This is a genomic window from Streptomyces sp. NPDC002671 (genome assembly GCF_053592475.1).
The window spans coordinates 108,698-125,720 of record NZ_JBSFVU010000002.1; the positions used below are offsets into that span (position 1 = coordinate 108,698).

Annotated in this window: 17 protein-coding genes; 1 reads left to right on the forward strand and 16 read right to left on the reverse strand. The window is 70.5% G+C overall.

Going from position 1 to position 17,023, the window contains the following annotated elements; translation table 11 throughout:
- Positions 1-105 precede the first annotated feature (105 nt).
- From coaBC to pyrR, 12 genes are all read right to left on the reverse strand, one after another.
- On the reverse strand, positions 106-1,308 hold the full coding sequence (gene coaBC / locus ACWD35_RS03170; RefSeq protein ID WP_451349412.1) for a bifunctional phosphopantothenoylcysteine decarboxylase/phosphopantothenate--cysteine ligase CoaBC: 1,203 nt from the start codon (positions 1,306-1,308) through the stop codon (positions 106-108).
- A gap of 101 nt (positions 1,309-1,409) precedes the next feature.
- Positions 1,410-1,682, reverse strand: a complete 273-nt coding sequence (rpoZ, locus tag ACWD35_RS03175; RefSeq protein WP_005319902.1) for a DNA-directed RNA polymerase subunit omega — start codon at positions 1,680-1,682, stop codon at positions 1,410-1,412.
- Positions 1,683-1,720: 38 nt separating this feature from the next.
- Complete coding sequence (gene gmk / locus ACWD35_RS03180; protein WP_451349413.1) at positions 1,721-2,278, reverse strand: guanylate kinase; 558 nt, start codon at positions 2,276-2,278, stop codon at positions 1,721-1,723.
- 60 nt (positions 2,279-2,338) lie between these two features.
- Positions 2,339-2,662 carry an integration host factor gene (locus ACWD35_RS03185; protein ID WP_451349414.1) on the reverse strand — a complete coding sequence of 108 codons (324 nt, stop codon included), beginning with the start codon at positions 2,660-2,662 and terminating at the stop codon, positions 2,339-2,341.
- 255 nt (positions 2,663-2,917) lie between these two features.
- Entirely contained in the window at positions 2,918-3,763 is an 846-nt protein-coding gene (gene pyrF / locus ACWD35_RS03190) for an orotidine-5'-phosphate decarboxylase (RefSeq protein ID WP_451349415.1), read from the reverse strand.
- On the reverse strand, positions 3,760-4,866 hold the full coding sequence (locus ACWD35_RS03195) for a quinone-dependent dihydroorotate dehydrogenase (protein ID WP_451349416.1): 1,107 nt from the start codon (positions 4,864-4,866) through the stop codon (positions 3,760-3,762). The genes pyrF and ACWD35_RS03195 overlap by 4 nt, the downstream gene beginning before the upstream one ends.
- Positions 4,867-4,931: 65 nt before the next feature.
- Entirely contained in the window at positions 4,932-8,240 is a 3,309-nt protein-coding gene (carB, locus tag ACWD35_RS03200; protein ID WP_451349417.1) for a carbamoyl-phosphate synthase large subunit, read from the reverse strand.
- The gene (gene carA, locus ACWD35_RS03205) at positions 8,233-9,375 is read right to left on the reverse strand and encodes a glutamine-hydrolyzing carbamoyl-phosphate synthase small subunit (RefSeq protein WP_451349418.1); all 1,143 of its coding nucleotides are present in this window, start codon (positions 9,373-9,375) and stop codon (positions 8,233-8,235) included. Before carA ends, carB begins: the two co-directional genes overlap by 8 nt.
- Positions 9,372-9,959 carry a PH-like domain-containing protein gene (locus tag ACWD35_RS03210; protein WP_451349419.1) on the reverse strand — a complete coding sequence of 196 codons (588 nt, stop codon included), beginning with the start codon at positions 9,957-9,959 and terminating at the stop codon, positions 9,372-9,374. The genes carA and ACWD35_RS03210 overlap by 4 nt, the downstream gene beginning before the upstream one ends.
- Complete coding sequence (locus ACWD35_RS03215) at positions 9,956-11,242, reverse strand: dihydroorotase (RefSeq protein WP_451349420.1); 1,287 nt, start codon at positions 11,240-11,242, stop codon at positions 9,956-9,958. The genes ACWD35_RS03210 and ACWD35_RS03215 overlap by 4 nt, the downstream gene beginning before the upstream one ends.
- Positions 11,243-11,247: 5 nt before the next feature.
- Positions 11,248-12,234 (reverse strand): aspartate carbamoyltransferase catalytic subunit, encoded by a 987-nt coding sequence (locus tag ACWD35_RS03220; protein ID WP_451349421.1) that lies wholly within the window; start codon positions 12,232-12,234, stop codon positions 11,248-11,250.
- Between the two features lie 98 nt (positions 12,235-12,332).
- Positions 12,333-12,914, reverse strand: a complete 582-nt coding sequence (gene pyrR, locus ACWD35_RS03225) for a bifunctional pyr operon transcriptional regulator/uracil phosphoribosyltransferase PyrR (RefSeq protein WP_451349422.1) — start codon at positions 12,912-12,914, stop codon at positions 12,333-12,335.
- 252 nt (positions 12,915-13,166) lie between these two features.
- Between pyrR and bldD the strand changes: the two genes are divergently transcribed.
- Positions 13,167-13,670, forward strand: a complete 504-nt coding sequence (gene bldD, locus ACWD35_RS03230; RefSeq protein WP_014671524.1) for a transcriptional regulator BldD — start codon at positions 13,167-13,169, stop codon at positions 13,668-13,670.
- Between the two features lie 174 nt (positions 13,671-13,844).
- Here bldD and nusB read toward each other — a convergent pair whose 3' ends face one another.
- The 4 genes from nusB to ACWD35_RS03250 all read right to left on the reverse strand — a co-directional run bounded on the left by nusB (position 13,845) and on the right by ACWD35_RS03250 (position 16,878).
- Positions 13,845-14,279, reverse strand: a complete 435-nt coding sequence (gene nusB, locus ACWD35_RS03235; RefSeq protein WP_451349423.1) for a transcription antitermination factor NusB — start codon at positions 14,277-14,279, stop codon at positions 13,845-13,847.
- Between the two features lie 2 nt (positions 14,280-14,281).
- The gene (gene efp / locus ACWD35_RS03240) at positions 14,282-14,848 is read right to left on the reverse strand and encodes an elongation factor P (protein WP_451349424.1); all 567 of its coding nucleotides are present in this window, start codon (positions 14,846-14,848) and stop codon (positions 14,282-14,284) included.
- A 49-nt stretch (positions 14,849-14,897) separates the two neighbouring features.
- Positions 14,898-16,004, reverse strand: a complete 1,107-nt coding sequence (locus tag ACWD35_RS03245; RefSeq protein ID WP_451349425.1) for an aminopeptidase P family protein — start codon at positions 16,002-16,004, stop codon at positions 14,898-14,900.
- A gap of 67 nt (positions 16,005-16,071) precedes the next feature.
- Positions 16,072-16,878 (reverse strand): Pro-rich N-terminal domain-containing protein, encoded by an 807-nt coding sequence (locus tag ACWD35_RS03250; protein ID WP_451349426.1) that lies wholly within the window; start codon positions 16,876-16,878, stop codon positions 16,072-16,074.
- Positions 16,879-17,023: the final 145 nt, after the last annotated feature.

The window sequence follows — 17,023 nt, forward strand, 5'->3', positions numbered from 1 at the left end:
CTGCACAATCACGAGGGGCCTTGGCCAGAGCCACTACGCGACATTACCTGGCCGGAAAGTGAGGCCGAATGGCCGGGAAAGCCCGACCTGGACGGCGGGACCGCGTCAGCTCAGGCGGGCGACGACGAGGTCCCAGACGATGTCGGCGAGCGCTTCCTTCGGGCCGTGCGGCACGGGCGTGTCGCTGCCGTAGGCGCCGAGCACAACCGCCTCGTTCTCCTCGGCGCCGAAGGTCTTGCGCTCGCCCACCTCGTTGACCACGAGCAGGTCACAGCCCTTGCGGGCGAGCTTGGCCCGGCCGTTGGCGAGGACGTCGTCGGTCTCGGCGGCGAAGCCGACAACGACCTGCCCGGGGCGGGCGCGCTCGGCCGAGATCTCCGCGAGGACGTCCGGATTCCGTATCAGCACGATCGGGGCGGGTTCCTCGCCGTCCTTCTTCTTGATCTTCCCGGTCGCGTACGTCTCCGGGCGGAAATCGGCCACGGCCGCGGCCATGACGACGGCGTCGGCGTCCGCTGCGGCCTTGAGGACGGCCTCGCGGAGCTGGACGGCGGTGCCGACCGGAACGACGTCCACGCCGGCCGGGTCGGGCAGCGTGGTGTTGGCCGCGATCAGCGTCACCCGGGCGCCGCGGGCCGCGGCCGTGCGGGCGAGGGCGTAGCCCTGCTTGCCGGAGGAGCGGTTGCCGAGGAAGCGGACCGGGTCGAGGGGCTCGCGGGTGCCGCCCGCGGAGACGACGACGTGGCGGCCGGCGAGGTCGGGCGTGGTGACGCCGCGAGCCAGCACGCGGCGGCAGACCTCGAAGATCTCCGCCGGGTCGGGGAGCCGGCCCTTGCCGGTGTCGACGCCGGTGAGACGGCCGACCGCGGGCTCGATGACGACCGCGCCGCGCCGGCGCAGGGTGGCCACGTTCTCCTGGGTGGCCGGGTGCTCCCACATCTCCGTGTGCATCGCAGGCGCGAAGACGACCGGGCAGCGGGCCGTGAGGAGGGTGTTGGTCAGCAGGTCGTCCGCGAGGCCGTGCGCCGCCTTGGCGAGCATGTCGGCGGTGGCCGGGGCGACCACGACCAGGTCCGCGTGCTGCCCGATGCGGACGTGCGGGACCTCCTGGACGTCGTCCCAGACCTCGCTGGAGACCGGGTTGCCGGACAGCGCGGACCAGGTGGCGGCGCCGACGAAGTGCAGGGCGGAGGCGGTGGGCACCACGCGCACGTCGTGGTCCGACTCCGTGAACCTTCTCAGCAGCTCACAGGCCTTGTACGCGGCGATGCCGCCACTGACCCCCAGAACGACCCTCGGCTTGTCCACCGTCTCTCCCCGGACTCGAAAACCTGGCACACCCATGAGACACCACAGGCCCGGCAACCTGCTGCCGGGCCTGTGGATAAGTCAACCGCGATCTGAAAGTACTACTGCGCGGGGCCCTCGATGGCCTCGGACGTCAGCAGACCCGCGTTGATCTCGCGCAGGGCGATCGAGAGCGGCTTCTCGTGGACGTGAGTGTCGACGAGCGGACCGACGTACTCAAGGAGGCCCTCGCCGAGCTGCGAGTAGTACGCGTTGATCTGGCGGGCCCGCTTGGCCGCGTAGATCACGAGGCTGTACTTGGAGTCGGTGGCCTCAAGCAACTCGTCGATCGGCGGGTTGATGATGCCCTCGGGCGCGGTGATGGAAGAGGACACGCTCTACCTTCCGAAGGAGGGGAAAAGATCAGACACAATCACACAACGTCCATCAAGGCTAGCAGCTCGCGAGCCACGCCCTCGACGGAGGTGTTGACCAAGGTCACGTCGAACTCCGGCTCGGCCGCCAGCTCGGTCCTGGCCGCCTCCAGGCGGCGCTCGATGACCTCGGGCGGCTCGGTGCCCCGGCCGGTGAGCCTGCGCACCAGCTCGTCCCAGGAGGGAGGAGCCAGGAACACCAGCTGAGCGTCGGCCATGGACTCGCGGACCTGCCGGGCGCCCTGGAGGTCGATCTCCAGCAGGACGGGCTCGCCGTTCTCCAGCCGCTCCAGCACGGCCGCGCGGGGCGTCCCGTAACGGTTGCCGGCGAACTCCGCCCACTCCAGCAGCTCACCGTTGGCGATCAGCTTGTCCATCTCCTCGTCGGTGACGAAGAAGTAGTGGATTCCGTGCCGTTCGCCGGGACGGGGCTTGCGGGTGGTGGCCGACACCGAGAGCCAGACCTCGGGGTGTTCCTTGCGCATATGGGCGACGACCGTGCTCTTGCCGACCCCCGAAGGGCCGGAGAGCACGGTCAGCCGCGGACGTTCACTCATGCAGCGATTATTCCAGCAATCCCGGAGTGCCCGGGACTCCCGGTCCGGCAGGACCCGGACTCAGGAGCTGGCGCCGCCGAACTCACGCTCCAGGGAAGCGATCTGGTTGGAACCGAGACCGCGCACGCGGCGGCTCTCGGAGATGCCCAGACGCTCCATGATCTGCTTGGCGCGGACCTTGCCCACGCCCGGCAGGGACTCCAGCAGGGCGGAGACCTTCATCTTGCCGATGACGTCGTTCTCCTGGCCCTGCTTGATGACCTCGTGCAGGGAGGCGCCGGAGTGCTTGAGTCGATTCTTGACCTCGGCCCGCTCCCGGCGAGCCGCGGCGGCCTTTTCGAGCGCGGCTGCGCGCTGTTCAGGGGTAAGGGGCGGAAGAGCCACGCCTACGTCACCTCGGATGTCGAACTGTCGGATACGGACCGGTGAGGAACCTAGTCGCCCCACACCTGGGGAGCCACGAGCAACACGCTTCGCCCGTTCTCTGCTCGGAGACTAGCGGGCAAGTGCGCCAGAGTCAGCGAGAACAGAGGAAAAGTCCTGGTCAGCCTCCGCCAGGCCGGACATTTCAGACATACTGCCCTCGATTTGAGAATGTATTCACCCTCAAGCCGCCCTCGCAGGTCGCCCCGCGCGGACTCAGGCCGCGCCGACGGCCGTCCGGATCTCCTCGGCGAAGCGCTCGGTGGCCGCGCGCAGCGCCCCGACCTCGGGACCGTGACGCAGCACACCCCGGCTGACGTTCGGGACGACGTTGCGCACCGCCGACCCGAAGACCTTGGGCAGATCGGCCGGCGTCGCCCCCTGCGCTCCGACGCCGGGAGCGAGGAGCGGACCGTTGATGCCGAGGTCGTACGACGACAGGTCGCCGACCGTGGCGCCCACGACCGCCCCGAAGGAGCCCAGCGGCTCCTCCCCCGCGTTCTCGACGGCCAGGTGGGCAAGCATGGTCGCGCCCACGTTCCGGCCGTCCGCGCGGACGGCGTGCTGGACCTCGGGACCCTCCGGGTTCGAGGTCAGGGCCAGCACGAACAGCCCAGCGCCGCTCTCCCGGGCCAGCGCGACGGCCGGGCTGAGCGAGCCGTAGCCGAGGTAGGGCGAGACGGTGAGGGCGTCGGAGAACAGCGGGGCGCCCGGGCGCAGGAAGGCCTCGGCGTAGCCGGCCATGGTCGAGCCGATGTCGCCGCGCTTGGCGTCCATCACGACCAGCGTGCCGGCCTCGCGCGCCTCCTGGACCGCCTTCTCCAGGACGGCGACGCCGCGCGAGCCGAACCGCTCGAAGAAGGCCATCTGCGGCTTCATGACGGCGACCCGGTCGGCCACCGCCTCGACGACCGTGCGGCTGAACCGCTCCAGACCGGCCACGTCGTCGTTCAGGCCCCACTCGGCGAGCAGGGAGGCGTGCGGGTCGATGCCGACGCACAGCGGTCCGCGCTCGTCCATGGCGCGGCGCAGCCGGGCGCCGAAAGGCTCCAGAGCAGTCATGCGGACTTCCTCACGTCGGCGCCGACCGCGTCGGCGAGGGTGGCGTACGGGCTGGTGCGCAGACGCGCGGCGAGGCCCTTGTGGATCGCGCGGGACCAGAAGGGGCCCTCGTAGATGAAGGCGCTGTAGCCCTGGATCAGCGTGGCACCGGCCAGGATGCGCTGCCAGGCGTCCTCGGCGGTCTGGATGCCGCCGACGCCCACCAGGGTGATCCGGTCGCCCACGCGCGCGTACAGGCGGCGCAGCACCTCCAGGGAGCGCTCCTTGAGCGGGGCGCCGGAGAGACCGCCGGTCTCCTGCACCAGCGAAGGTCCGGATTTCAAACCGAGGCTCTCGCGCGCGATGGTGGTGTTGGTGGCGATGATGCCGTCCAGGCCCAGCTCCACCGCCAGGTCGGCGACGGCGTCGATGTCCTCGTCGGCGAGGTCCGGGGCGATCTTCACCAGGAGCGGGACGCGGCGGTTCAGGACCGTACGGTCGGCGGCCTCGCGGACGCCGCTCAGCAGCGGGCGCAGGGCCTCGGTGGCCTGGAGGTTGCGCAGGCCGGGCGTGTTCGGCGAGGAGACGTTGACGACCATGTAGTCGGCGTACGGCGCGAGCCGCTCGGCGGACTTCACGTAGTCGAGGACGGCCTCGGCCTCCGGAACGACCTTGGTCTTGCCGATGTTGACGCCGACGACCGTCTTGAAGACGGGCTCGCGGGTGGCCAGGCGCACGGCGACCGCGAGCGAGCCCTCGTTGTTGAAGCCCATGCGGTTGATCAGGGCCCGGTCCGCGACCAGCCGGAACAGCCGCTTCCTGGGGTTGCCGGGCTGTGCCTCACCGGTGACCGTGCCGATCTCGACGTGGTCGAAGCCCAGCATCGACATCCCGTCGATCGCGACGGCGTTCTTGTCGAAGCCGGCGGCGAGCCCGAAGGGACCGTGCATGCGCAGCCCGAAGGCCTCCGTACGCAGCTCCTTGTAGCGGGGCGCGAGCACGGCGGCGACGAACGTGCGCAGCACGGGGATGCGGACGGCCAGGCGGATCCAGCGGAAAGCCAGGTAGTGGGCCTGCTCAGGGTCCATCCGTTTGAAAACCAGGCGGAAGAACAGCTTGTACATCTCGAAAGTCCTCAGGGGTCCTCATGACGAGGGGGACACCGTTTCCGGTGTCCCCCTCAGGGCTGCTAGTCGCGGGCCGATGTCAGGTGTTCCGCGTGTTCCTGGAGCGAACGGACGCCCACGTCACCGTGGTTGAGGGCGTCGATGCCCTGGACCGCCGCCGCGAGCGCCTGGACGGTCGTCAGGCACGGCACCGAGCGCGCCACGGCCGCCGTACGGATGTCGTAGCCGTCGAGGCGGCCACCGGTGCCGTACGGGGTGTTGACGATGAGGTCGACCTCGCCGTCGTGGATGAGCTGGACGATGGTCCGCTCGCCGTTGGGGCCGGGGCCCTCGGACTGCTTGCGCACGACGGCGGCGTTGATGCCGTTCCGCTTGAGGACCTCGGCCGTGCCGGAGGTGGCGAGCAGCTCGAAGCCGTGGGCGACCAGCTCACGCGCCGGGAAGATCATCGAGCGCTTGTCCCGGTTGGCGACCGAGATGAACGCGCGGCCCTTCGTCGGCAGCGGGCCGTAGGCGCCCGCCTGCGACTTGGCGTACGCCGTGCCGAAGACGGAGTCGATGCCCATGACCTCACCGGTGGAGCGCATCTCCGGGCCGAGGACGGTGTCGACGCCGCGGCCGTGGATGTCGCGGAAGCGGGTCCACGGCATGACGGCCTCCTTGACGGAGATCGGCGCGTCCAGCGGCAGTTCGCCGCCGTCGCCGTTCGCCGGGAGCAGGCCCTCCGCGCGCAGCTGGGCGATGGTGGCGCCCAGGGAGATGCGGGCGGCGGCCTTGGCCAGCGGCACCGCGGTCGCCTTGGAGGTGAAGGGGACCGTACGAGAGGCGCGCGGGTTGGCCTCCAGGACGTAGAGGATGTCGCCCGCCATCGCGAACTGGATGTTGATCAGGCCGCGCACCCCGACACCGCGCGCGATGGCCTCGGTGGAGGCGCGCAGGCGCTTGATGTCGAAGCCGCCGAGGGTGATCGGGGGCAGGGCGCACGCCGAGTCGCCGGAGTGGATGCCGGCCTCCTCGATGTGCTCCATGACGCCGCCGAGGTACAGCTCCTCGCCGTCGTAGAGCGCGTCGACGTCGATCTCGATGGCGTCGTCCAGGAAGCGGTCGACGAGGACCGGCCGGGAGGGGCTGATCTCGGTCGACTCGGCGATGTAGGAGGCGAGGCGGGTCTCGTCGTAGACGATCTCCATGCCGCGCCCGCCGAGGACGTAGGACGGGCGGACGAGGACCGGGTAGCCGATCTCGTCGGCGATGGCCTTGGCGCCCTCGAAGGTCGTGGCGGTGCCGTGCTTGGGGGCGGGCAGACCGGCCTCCGCGAGCACGCGGCCGAAGGCGCCGCGGTCCTCGGCGGCGTGGATCGCCTCCGGCGAGGTGCCGACGACCGGTACGCCGTTGTCCTTCAGGGCCTGCGCGAGGCCCAGCGGGGTCTGGCCGCCCAGCTGGACGATGACGCCCGCGATCGGGCCGGCGAGGGACTCCGCGTGGACGATCTCCAGCACGTCTTCCAGCGTCAGCGGCTCGAAGTACAGGCGGTCGGAGGTGTCGTAGTCCGTGGAGACGGTCTCCGGGTTGCAGTTGACCATCACGGTCTCGTACCCGGCGTCGGACAGCGCGAAGGAGGCGTGGACGCAGGAGTAGTCGAACTCGATGCCCTGGCCGATGCGGTTCGGGCCCGAGCCCAGGATGATCACCGCGGGCTTCTCGCGGGGCGCGACCTCGGTCTCCTCGTCGTAGGAGGAGTAGAAGTACGGCGTCTTCGCGGCGAACTCGGCGGCGCAGGTGTCGACCGTCTTGTAGACCGGGCGGATACCGAGGGCGTGCCGGACCTCGCGGACGACGTCCTCGCGCAGGCCGCGGATCTCGGCGAGCTGGTGGTCGGAGAAGCCGTGCCGCTTGGCCTCGGCGAGCAGCTCCGCGGTCAGCTCGGGCGCCTCGGCCAGCTCGTCCGCGACCTCCTTGATCAGGAAGAGCTGGTCGACGAACCACGGGTCGATCTTGGTGGCCTCGAAGACCTCCTCGGGCGTGGCGCCCGCGCGGATGGCCTGCATGACCGTGTTGATGCGGCCGTCGGTGGGCCGTACGGCCTCGCGCAGCAGCGTGCCCTTGTCGCCAGGGTCGCCGACGAAGGTGAACTGGCTGCCCTTCTTCTCCAGCGAGCGCAGCGCCTTCTGGAAGGCCTCGGTGAAGTTGCGGCCGATGGCCATGGCCTCGCCGACCGACTTCATGGTGGTGGTCAGCGTGGAGTCGGCCTGCGGGAACTTCTCGAAGGCGAAGCGCGGGGCCTTGACGACCACGTAGTCGAGCGTGGGCTCGAAGGAGGCCGGGGTCTCCTGCGTGATGTCGTTCGGGATCTCGTCCAGCGTGTAGCCGACGGCGAGCTTGGCGGCGATCTTGGCGATCGGGAAGCCGGTCGCCTTGGAGGCGAGCGCCGAGGACCGCGACACGCGCGGGTTCATCTCGATGACGATGACGCGGCCGTCGACCGGGTTCACCGCGAACTGGATGTTGCAGCCGCCGGTGTCGACGCCGACCTCGCGGATGACGGCGATGCCGATGTCGCGCAGGATCTGGTACTCGCGGTCGGTCAGCGTCATCGAGGGCGCGACGGTGATCGAGTCACCGGTGTGCACGCCCATGGGGTCGAAGTTCTCGATGGAGCAGACGACCACGACGTTGTCGTGCTTGTCGCGCATCAGCTCCAGCTCGTACTCCTTCCAGCCGAGGATGGACTCCTCCAGGAGCACCTCGGTGGTCGGGGAGAGCGTGAGGCCCTGCCCGGCGATACGGCGCAGCTCGTCCTCGTCGTGGGCGAAGCCGGAGCCGGCGCCGCCCATGGTGAAGGAGGGGCGGACGACGACGGGGTAGCCGCCGAGCGTCTCGACGCCCTTGAGGACGTCGTCCATGGAGTGGCAGATCACCGAGCGGGCGGACTCGCCGTGGCCGATCTTGGCGTTGACGGCCTCGACCACGGACTTGAACAGGTCCCGGTCCTCGCCCTTGTGGATCGCCTCGGGCTTGGCGCCGATCAGCTCTACGCCGTACTTCTCCAGCGTGCCGTTGTCGTGCAGCGAGATGGCGGTGTTGAGCGCCGTCTGGCCGCCCAGGGTGGGCAGCAGGGCGTCGGGGCGCTCCTTGGCGATGATCTTCTCGACGAACTCGGGGGTGATCGGCTCGACGTAGGTGGCGTCGGCGATCTCCGGGTCGGTCATGATCGTCGCCGGGTTGGAGTTGACGAGGACGACGCGCAGGCCCTCGGCCTTGAGCACGCGGCACGCCTGGGTGCCGGAGTAGTCGAACTCGGCGGCCTGGCCGATGACGATCGGGCCGGAGCCGATGACCAGGACGGACTGGATATCGGTGCGCTTAGGCACGCTGGCCCTCCATCAGGGAAACGAAGCGGTCGAACAGGTAGGCGGCGTCGTGGGGGCCCGCTGCCGCTTCGGGGTGGTACTGGACGGAGAAGGCCGGCTGGTCGAGCAGCTGCAGCCCCTCCACGACGTCGTCGTTCAGGCAGACGTGCGAGACCTCGGCGCGGCCGAACTTCGTCTCGCTGACCTTGTCGAGCGGCGCGTCCACGGCGAAGCCGTGGTTGTGCGCGGTCACCTCGACCTTGCCGGTCGTACGGTCCTGGACCGGCTGGTTGATGCCGCGGTGGCCGTACTTCAGCTTGTAGGTGCCGAAGCCGAGGGCGCGGCCGAGGATCTGGTTGCCGAAGCAGATACCGAAGAGCGGCGTCCTGCGCTCCAGGACGGCGGTCATGAGCGCGACGGGGCCGTCGGCCGTGGCGGGGTCGCCGGGGCCGTTGGAGAAGAACACGCCGTCCGGGTTGACGGCGTAGATGTCCTCCGCAGTCGCCGTCGCGGGGAGGACGTGCACCTCGATGCCGCGCTCGGCCATGCGGTGCGGGGTCATGCCCTTGATGCCGAGGTCGACGGCGGCGACGGTGAAGCGCTTCTCGCCGATCGCGGGGACGACGTACGCCTCCTTGGTCGCGACCTCCTCGTACAGGCTCAGGCCCTTCATGCGGGGCTGGGCCTGCACGCGCTCCAGCAGCTCGGCCTCGGGGGCGATCGCCTCGCCGGAGAAGATGCCGGCGCGCATGGAGCCGCGCTCGCGCAGGTGGCGGGTGAGGGCGCGGGTGTCTATGCCGGAGATGCCGACGACGCCCTGCCGCTCCAGCTCGTCGTCCAGGGAGCGCTTGGCGCGCCAGTTGGACGGCACGCGCGCGGGGTCGCGCACGACGTAGCCGGAGACCCAGATGCGGCTCGACTCGTCGTCCTCGTCGTTCCAGCCGGTGTTGCCGATCTGCGGCGCGGTCGCGACGACGATCTGACGGTCGTACGACGGGTCGGTCAGGGTCTCCTGGTAGCCGGTCATGCCGGTGGAGAACACGGCCTCGCCGAAGGTCTCCCCCACGGCCCCGTAGGCACGGCCGCGGAAGGTGCGGCCGTCCTCCAGGACGAGTACGGCGGGAACCTTGGCAGTTCCCCTGGTGGAGGTCGTCATCGTGCGCCTTCCGTGTCGTTGATCATGTCGTTCAGGGTGTCGACCCATTCGGCGTGCTCCGCCGCGTGGTCGGAGCGGAAGCCGGAGTCGATCAGCTTGTCGCCGTGCGCCCAGGTGACCACCAGCAGGCCGCCCTCGGTCAGCACCTTGCCGGCGATGCCCTTGTCCAGCCGGGCCTCGCGCAGCTGTGCGGCCGGGACGAAGAAGTCGGTCGCCCCGGGGCGTTCGACGTTCAGACCGGCCTCCGTGAGGGTCAGCTCGGCACGGCTGCGGGTGCCGAGGCCGTGGGCCACGATGCGGTCCAGCCACTGACCGGCGGTGGTGGAGCCGTGGTAGCGGCCACTCATGGTCAGTTTCGCCTCGCCGGGCTCGTCCGGCGCGTCGGGCAGCTGGGGCAGGTCGCCCTGGAGCGTGCCGCGCCACTTCCAGCCCTCGCGCATCAGCCAGTAGACGAGCGCGACGAAGAGGGCGAGTCCGACCAGCCAGCCGATGCGGGCGCCCCAGTGGGTCACCGCGGCCGACTTCTTCTCGGCCTCCGCCAGTTCCGTGGCGATTCCGGCTGCCAGCACAGTTGCAGATGTCACGTGAGCTTCCCGTCGACGAGGGTGGCCTTCCCCCGCAGCCACGTGTGGGTCACACGGCCCGGCAGCTCGCGTCCCTCGTAGGGAGTGTTGCGGCTGCGCGAGGCGAAGCCCACGGGGTCCACCGAGCCACGGTATGCCGTGTCGACGAGCGTGAGGTTGGCGGGCTCGCCCTCCGCGACGGGGCGGCCGTGCCCGGTGGCCTGTCCGATCCGCGCGGGCTTGAAGGACATGCGGTCGGCGACGCCGGCCCAGTCCAGCAGGCCCGTGTCGACCATGGTCTCCTGGACCACCGACAGCGCGGTCTCCAGGCCGACCATGCCCATGGCTGCGGCGGCCCACTCGCAGTCCTTGTCCTCGTGCGGGTGCGGGGCGTGGTCGGTGGCGACGATGTCGATCGTGCCGTCGGCGAGGGCCTCGCGCAGGGCCAGCACGTCGCGCTCGGTGCGCAGCGGCGGGTTGACCTTGTAGACGGGGTTGTAGGTGCGCACCAGTTCGTCGGTGAGCAGCAGGTGGTGGGGGGTGACCTCGGCGGTGACCTGGATGCCGCGGGACTTGGCCCAGCGGACGATCTCCACGGAGCCGGCGGTCGACAGGTGGCAGATGTGGACGCGGGAGCCGACGTGGTCGGCGAGCAGCACGTCCCGCGCGATGACCGACTCCTCGGCGACGGCCGGCCAGCCGCCCAGGCCCAGCTCGGCGGAGACGACGCCCTCGTTCATCTGGGCGCCCTCGGTCAGCCGCGGCTCCTGCGCGTGCTGGGCGACGACGCCACCGAAGGCCTTCACGTACTCCAGGGCGCGGCGCATGATCACGGCGTCGTCGACGCACTTGCCGTCGTCGGAGAAGACGGTGACGCCGGCGGCGGACTCGTGCATGGCGCCCAGCTCGGCGAGCTTGCGGCCTTCCAGGCCGACGGTGACGGCGCCGATGGGCTGCACGTCGCAGTAGCCGTGCTCGCGGCCGAGCCGCCAGACCTGCTCGACCACGCCGGCGGTGTCGGCGACCGGGAAGGTGTTGGCCATGGCGAAGACGGCCGTGTAGCCGCCGGACGCGGCGGCGCGGGTGCCGGTGAGGACGGTCTCGGAGTCCTCGCGGCCGGGCTCGCGCAGATGGGTGTGCAGGTCGACCAGGCCCGGCAGGAGGACCTTGCCGTCCGCCTCGACGACCTCGGCGCCCTCGGCGCCGAGACCAGTGCCGACCTGGGCGATCGTCTCGCCGTCGATCAGGACGTCCTGCGGCTCGCCGCCGAGCACCTTCGCACCACGGATCAGGATCTTGCTCATGGGGGTTACTTCTCCTCGGAACCGGTGGGGCGGGTGTGGGTGACGGCGGGTTCGTTGCCGCCCAGCAGCAGGTAGAGCACGGCCATCCGGATGGAGACTCCGTTGGCGACCTGCTCAATGGCGGTGCAGCGGTCGGAGTCGGCGACCTCGGCGGTGATCTCCATGCCGCGGACCATCGGGCCGGGGTGCATCACGATGGCGTGCTCGGGCAGCCGGGCCATGCGGTCGCCGTCGAGGCCATAGCGCCGCGAGTACTCGCGCTCGGTCGGGAAGAAGGCGGCGTTCATCCGCTCGCGCTGGACGCGCAGCATCATCACCGCGTCGCTCTTGGGCAGCGTGCTGTCCAGGTCGTACGAGACCGCGCAGGGCCAGTTCTCGACGCCGACCGGCACCAGCGTGGGCGGGGCGACCAGGGTGACCTCGGCGCCGAGGGTGTGCAGCAGGTCGACGTTGGAGCGGGCGACCCGGCTGTGCAGGACGTCGCCGACGATCGTGATGCGCTTTCCGGCCAGGTCCTGCCCTATCCCGGCGTCCCGGCCGACCAGGCGGCGGCGCATGGTGAAGGCGTCGAGCAGGGCCTGGGTGGGGTGCTGGTGGGTGCCGTCGCCCGCGTTGATGACGGCGGCGTCGATCCAGCCGGAGTTGGCCAGGCGGTAGGGGGCTCCGGAGGCGCCGTGCCGGATGACGACGGCGTCGACGCCCATCGCCTCCAGGGTCTGGGCGGTGTCCTTCAGGGACTCGCCCTTGGACACGCTGGACCCCTTGGCGGTGAAGTTGATGACGTCCGCGGACAGTCGCTTCTCGGCGGCTTCGAAGGAGATCCGGGTGCGGGTGGAATCCTCGAAGAAGAGGTTGACGACGGTGCGACCGCGCAGGGTCGGCAGCTTCTTGATCGGCCGGTCGGCGACCCGGGCCATCTCCTCGGCGGTGTCGAGGATCAGGACGGCGTCGTCGCGGGTGAGGTCGGCGGCCGAGATGAGATGACGCTGCATCTGTCAGGCTCCGTAAGGCAGTTCAGGATTAGGGAGATTCTGGGCAAACCGGCGCGTGAGTGGGCGCGTTGGAGCGGCCGTACCGTGCGCCTGGCCTGCTACTGGCCGGCCGGCTTCACACCGAGCAGCACGGTGTCGCGACCGTCCTCCTCGGCGAGCTGGACCTTGACCGTCTCCCGCAACGACGTGGGGAGGTTCTTGCCGACGTAGTCGGCGCGGATGGGCAGTTCGCGGTGGCCGCGGTCGACCAGGACCGCGAGCTGGACCGCGCGCGGGCGCCCGATGTCGTTCAGGGCGTCGAGGGCGGCGCGGATGGTGCGGCCGGAGAAGAGCACGTCGTCGACCAGGACGACCAGGCGGCCGTCGATGCCGTCACCGGGGATCTCGGTGCGGGCCAGCGCACGCGGCGGGTGCATGCGCAGGTCGTCGCGGTACATGGTGATGTCGAGCGAGCCGACCGGGACCTTGCGGTCGGTGATCTGCTCCAGCTTGACGGCGAGCCGCTGGGCGAGGAAGACGCCCCGGGTCGGAATGCCGAGAAGCACCACGTCGTCGGCGCCCTTGGCGCGTTCGACGATCTCGTGGGCGATGCGGGTCAGTACCCGCGCGATGTCGGGGCCTTCGAGAACGGGCCGTGCATCGGACGCCTGCGGATTCGCGTGCGTGTCCTGCTTGTCCATACGAAACGGACCCCCTTCTCCGCCTCACGGGACGGACCTTAAAGGACGTCGGAATTGCGCCATCAACGGTAGCAGGTCATGGAGAGGCCCCCGATCACCCCCTTGGCCCAAGCCGGTGTCACTACCACGGAAGCGTCGGTGTGGACCATTCGGCTTGACGCAGAAGAGTCACGCTGCGTAACCTCACAGTGAGTTACCAGCCGCGCGGCGGGACAACAGCCGACCGCGTTGACACAGTGTCCGGGGAGCTATATGTCCAGCGAATACGCCAAACAGCTCGGGGCCAAGCTCCGGGCCATCCGCACCCAGCAGGGCCTTTCCCTCCACGGTGTCGAGGAGAAGTCCCAGGGGCGCTGGAAGGCCGTCGTGGTCGGTTCGTACGAGCGCGGCGACCGCGCCGTCACCGTGCAGCGCCTTGCCGAGCTGGCCGACTTCTATGGCGTTCCTGTGCAGGAGCTGCTGCCGGGCACCACGCCGGGCGGGGCCGCCGAGCCGCCGCCGAAGCTGGTGCTCGACCTGGAGCGGCTGGCCACCGTGCCGGCCGAGAAGGCAGGCCCCCTGCAGCGCTACGCGGCGACCATCCAGTCCCAGCGCGGCGACTACAACGGCAAGGTGCTGTCGATCCGCCAGGACGACCTGCGCACACTCGCCGTCATCTACGACCAGTCCCCCTCGGTCCTCACCGAGCAGCTGATCAGCTGGGGTGTCCTGGACGCGGATGCGCGCCGCGCGGTGGCCACGCACGAAGAGGCCTGACCGCCTGCAGCAGCTGAGCAGAAACGTGCCGCCGGGGTGGCCGGAACTTTGCGGTTCCGGCCACCCCGGCGGCTTTCTGCGCGCCTCGTGGGGCGCGGAGGTACGGATACGCCGGAGGGCCCGCAGCAGTCTCACTGCGGGCCCTCCGGCGTTTTCTCGTGCCGCTCGTACCGCTTACGCCTCGTCCCGGCGCAGCTGCGGCTTCAGCTCCTTGAGCCGGCCCAGCAGGCCGTTGACGAACGAGGGCGACTCGTCGGTCGAGAACTCCTTCGCCAGCTGCACCATCTCGTCCAGGACGACGGCGTCCGGGGTCCCGTCCACCCAGATCAGCTCGTAGGCGCCCAGGCGCAGGATGTTGCGGTCGACGACCGGCATGCGGTCGAGCGTCCAGCCGACCGCGTACTGGGCGATCAGCTCGTCGATGCGCTTCGCGCGCACCGCGTAGCCCTCGACCAGCTGCATCGTGTACTCGCTGACCGGAGGTTGCCGGGTGTCGGACCGGGACAGCCGGATCCAGTCCGCGAGGACCGTCAGGACGTCGGCGCCGCGCTGATCGCCCTCGAAGAGGATCTGGAAGGCGCGCTTGCGAGCCGTGTTACGGGCAGCCACGGTTAGCTGCTCACCCGGCCGAGGTAGTCGCTGGTGCGCGTGTCGACCTTGATCTTCTCACCGGTGGTGATGAAGAGCGGGACCTGGATCTGGTGGCCGGTCTCCAGGATGGCGGGCTTGGTGCCACCGGTGGAGCGGTCGCCCTGGACGCCCGGCTCGGTCTCCTGGATGGTCAGCTCGACCGCGGCCGGCAGCTCGACGAAGAGCACCTCGCCCTCGTGGCGGGCGACGGTGGCCTCGAAGCCCTCGATCAGGAAGTTCGCGGCGTCGCCGACGGTCTTCTTGTCGATGTGCAGCTGGTCGTAGGTCTCCATGTCCATGAAGACGAAGTACTCGCCGTCCATGTACGAGAACTGCATGTCGCGCTTGTCGACAGTGGCCGTCTCGACCTTGACGCCGGCGTTGAAGGTCTTGTCGACCACCTTGCCGGACAGCACGTTCTTGAGCTTGGTGCGCACGAAAGCGGGGCCCTTGCCGGGCTTGACGTGCTGGAACTCGACGACGGACCAGAGCTGGCCGCCTTCGAGCTTGAGCACCATGCCGTTCTTGAGGTCGTTCGTGGAAGCCACGGTTGCGGAATCTCCTGGACTGACGTACGACCCCGGGGCACGCACCTTCCTAGAGGGCGAGCAGCTCCTTGGTCGTGATGGTGAGTAGCTCGGGTCCGCCGTCCGCCTCGGGGCGTACGACGAGCGTGTCATCGATCCGGACGCCGCCCCGGCCCGGGAGGTGGACCCCCGGTTCGACGGTGACCGGCACGCAAGCGTCCAGTTTACCCATGGCTGCGGGCGCCAGCTGCGGGTCCTCGTCGATTTCGAGTCCGACACCGTGTCCGGTGAGCGGTGGCAGGCCCTCCGCATAGCCCGCGGAGTCCAGCACCTGGCGTGCCGCCCGGTCCACGTCCCGGCAGGCCGTACCGGGCGCCAGGGACTCGCGTCCGGCGCGCTGGGCGGCGAAGACCAGGTCGTACAGCTCGATCTGCCAGTCGGCGGGCGAGGTGCCGATGACGAAGGTACGGCCGATCTCGCAGCGGTAGCCGCGGTAGGTGGCGCCGAGACAGACGGAGAGGAAGTCGCCCTCCTCCACGCGCCGGTCGGTGGGACGGTGGCCGCGGCGGCCGGAGTTCGGCCCGGTGGCCACACAGGTGGGGAACGCGGGCCCGTCGGCGCCGTGGTCGACCAGGCGCCGCTCCAGCTCCAGCGCGAGGTGCCGTTCGGTGCGGCCGACCAGGATGGACTCCAGCAGCTCGCCGAGCGCCTGGTCGGCGATCTCGGCGCCGATGCGCAGGCAGGAGATCTCCTCCTCGTCCTTGACCACCCTCAGCTGCTCCACGGCCGCGCCGAGATCGGCGAGGCGGAGGCGGGGGGCGACGGAGGCCATGGCCCGGTAGCGGGTGACCGTGAGGTGGTGCTCCTCCAGGGCGAGGGCGTCGGCGTCCTGGGCCGCGGCGAGGTCGGCTGCCGCGACGGCGGGGTCGCCGCCGGGTTTCGGCAGCACGTGCAGCCGCAGGCGCTCGTCCGGCCGCCCCTCGGCGGGGCGGTCCTCGGGCGGGCCGGCGCAGACGAGCAGGTCCTCGCGCCGGCCGAGGAGCAGGACGGAGCCCCGCGGGGCGGCGCCCGCCAGGTACCGCACGTTGGCAGGGCGGGACACCAGGGCAGCGGGGGAACCGGACGCGTTGCAGCGCTCTCTCAGCCGGGATCGGCGGGTCGCGTACACCTCTGACATGAGATGAGCGTAGGAGTTTTGCCCGGGTTGTGACGATTTTTACGGGCCGAGTGGGGTGGGGTGCGGCCTACCAGCTCGGGGGGCTCGCTATCGCCCTCGCCAGGACCTCGTCCAGGACTCTCGCCGTGCCCGGCACATCCAGTTGCGAGTTGTCGATGATCGGCAGGCCCGAGCCGTACCAGCCCGCCATGCGGCCGTGGATGCGGGCCACCTCCTCGTCGGTGAGGCGGCGGTTGCCGGAGCGCTGGGCGTTGCGCTCCAGGACGATCTCCAGGCCCGGGAGCAGGACGACCGGGAGCAGGCCGGGGCCCACATGGCGCTTCCAGCCGCCGAGGCCCACGACCGGGCGGTCCGGGAAGACGGCGTCGTCGAGGATGCAGGAGATGCCGTTGGCGAGGAAGTTCCGCGCGGCGAAGCCGCAGGTGCGGCGGGCCAGGCGGTACTGGGCCTCTGAGTTGTCGTTCCAGCCGGACTGGGGGTCGGCGAAGCCCGAGCGGACCCATTCGCGGACGTCGTCCAGGCTGATGTGGGCGGTGGGCACCCGGCGGTGGTCCGCCCAGTACTTGGCCACGCTGGTCTTGCCGGCGCCGGCCGGGCCGATCAGCAGCACGGCCAGGGTGGTGGCCGCCGGGTCCGGGACCGTGACGGCGGCAGGCGGCGCGGCGGGGACGCCGACCGGGCCGCCGGGCGGCAGCGCGACATGGCCGGTGGTATCGGGGGCCGGCGGCACCTGGGGCGGCGGGGGCACGGAGGCCTGGCCCTGCGGGGCTCCCGCGGGCGGGCCCGGGTGGTGTGCGGCCGACGCCCAGCCGGCGTGCGGCCCCTGCCCCGGCTGGTGGGGCGGCGGCAGCGGAGACCCCACTGCGTGCTGCATCCGTTGCCACTCCGTCTCGTGCATTGCGTTCGTGCCGGAGCGGGGGCGAGCCCCGCTCCGCACCGAACGGTACCGTCCCCGGCCGTCGTCTGCTGAAACGACCGGGGGCGGTCCGAAGTGCCCATTCCGCAAAGGAAGTCGGGCG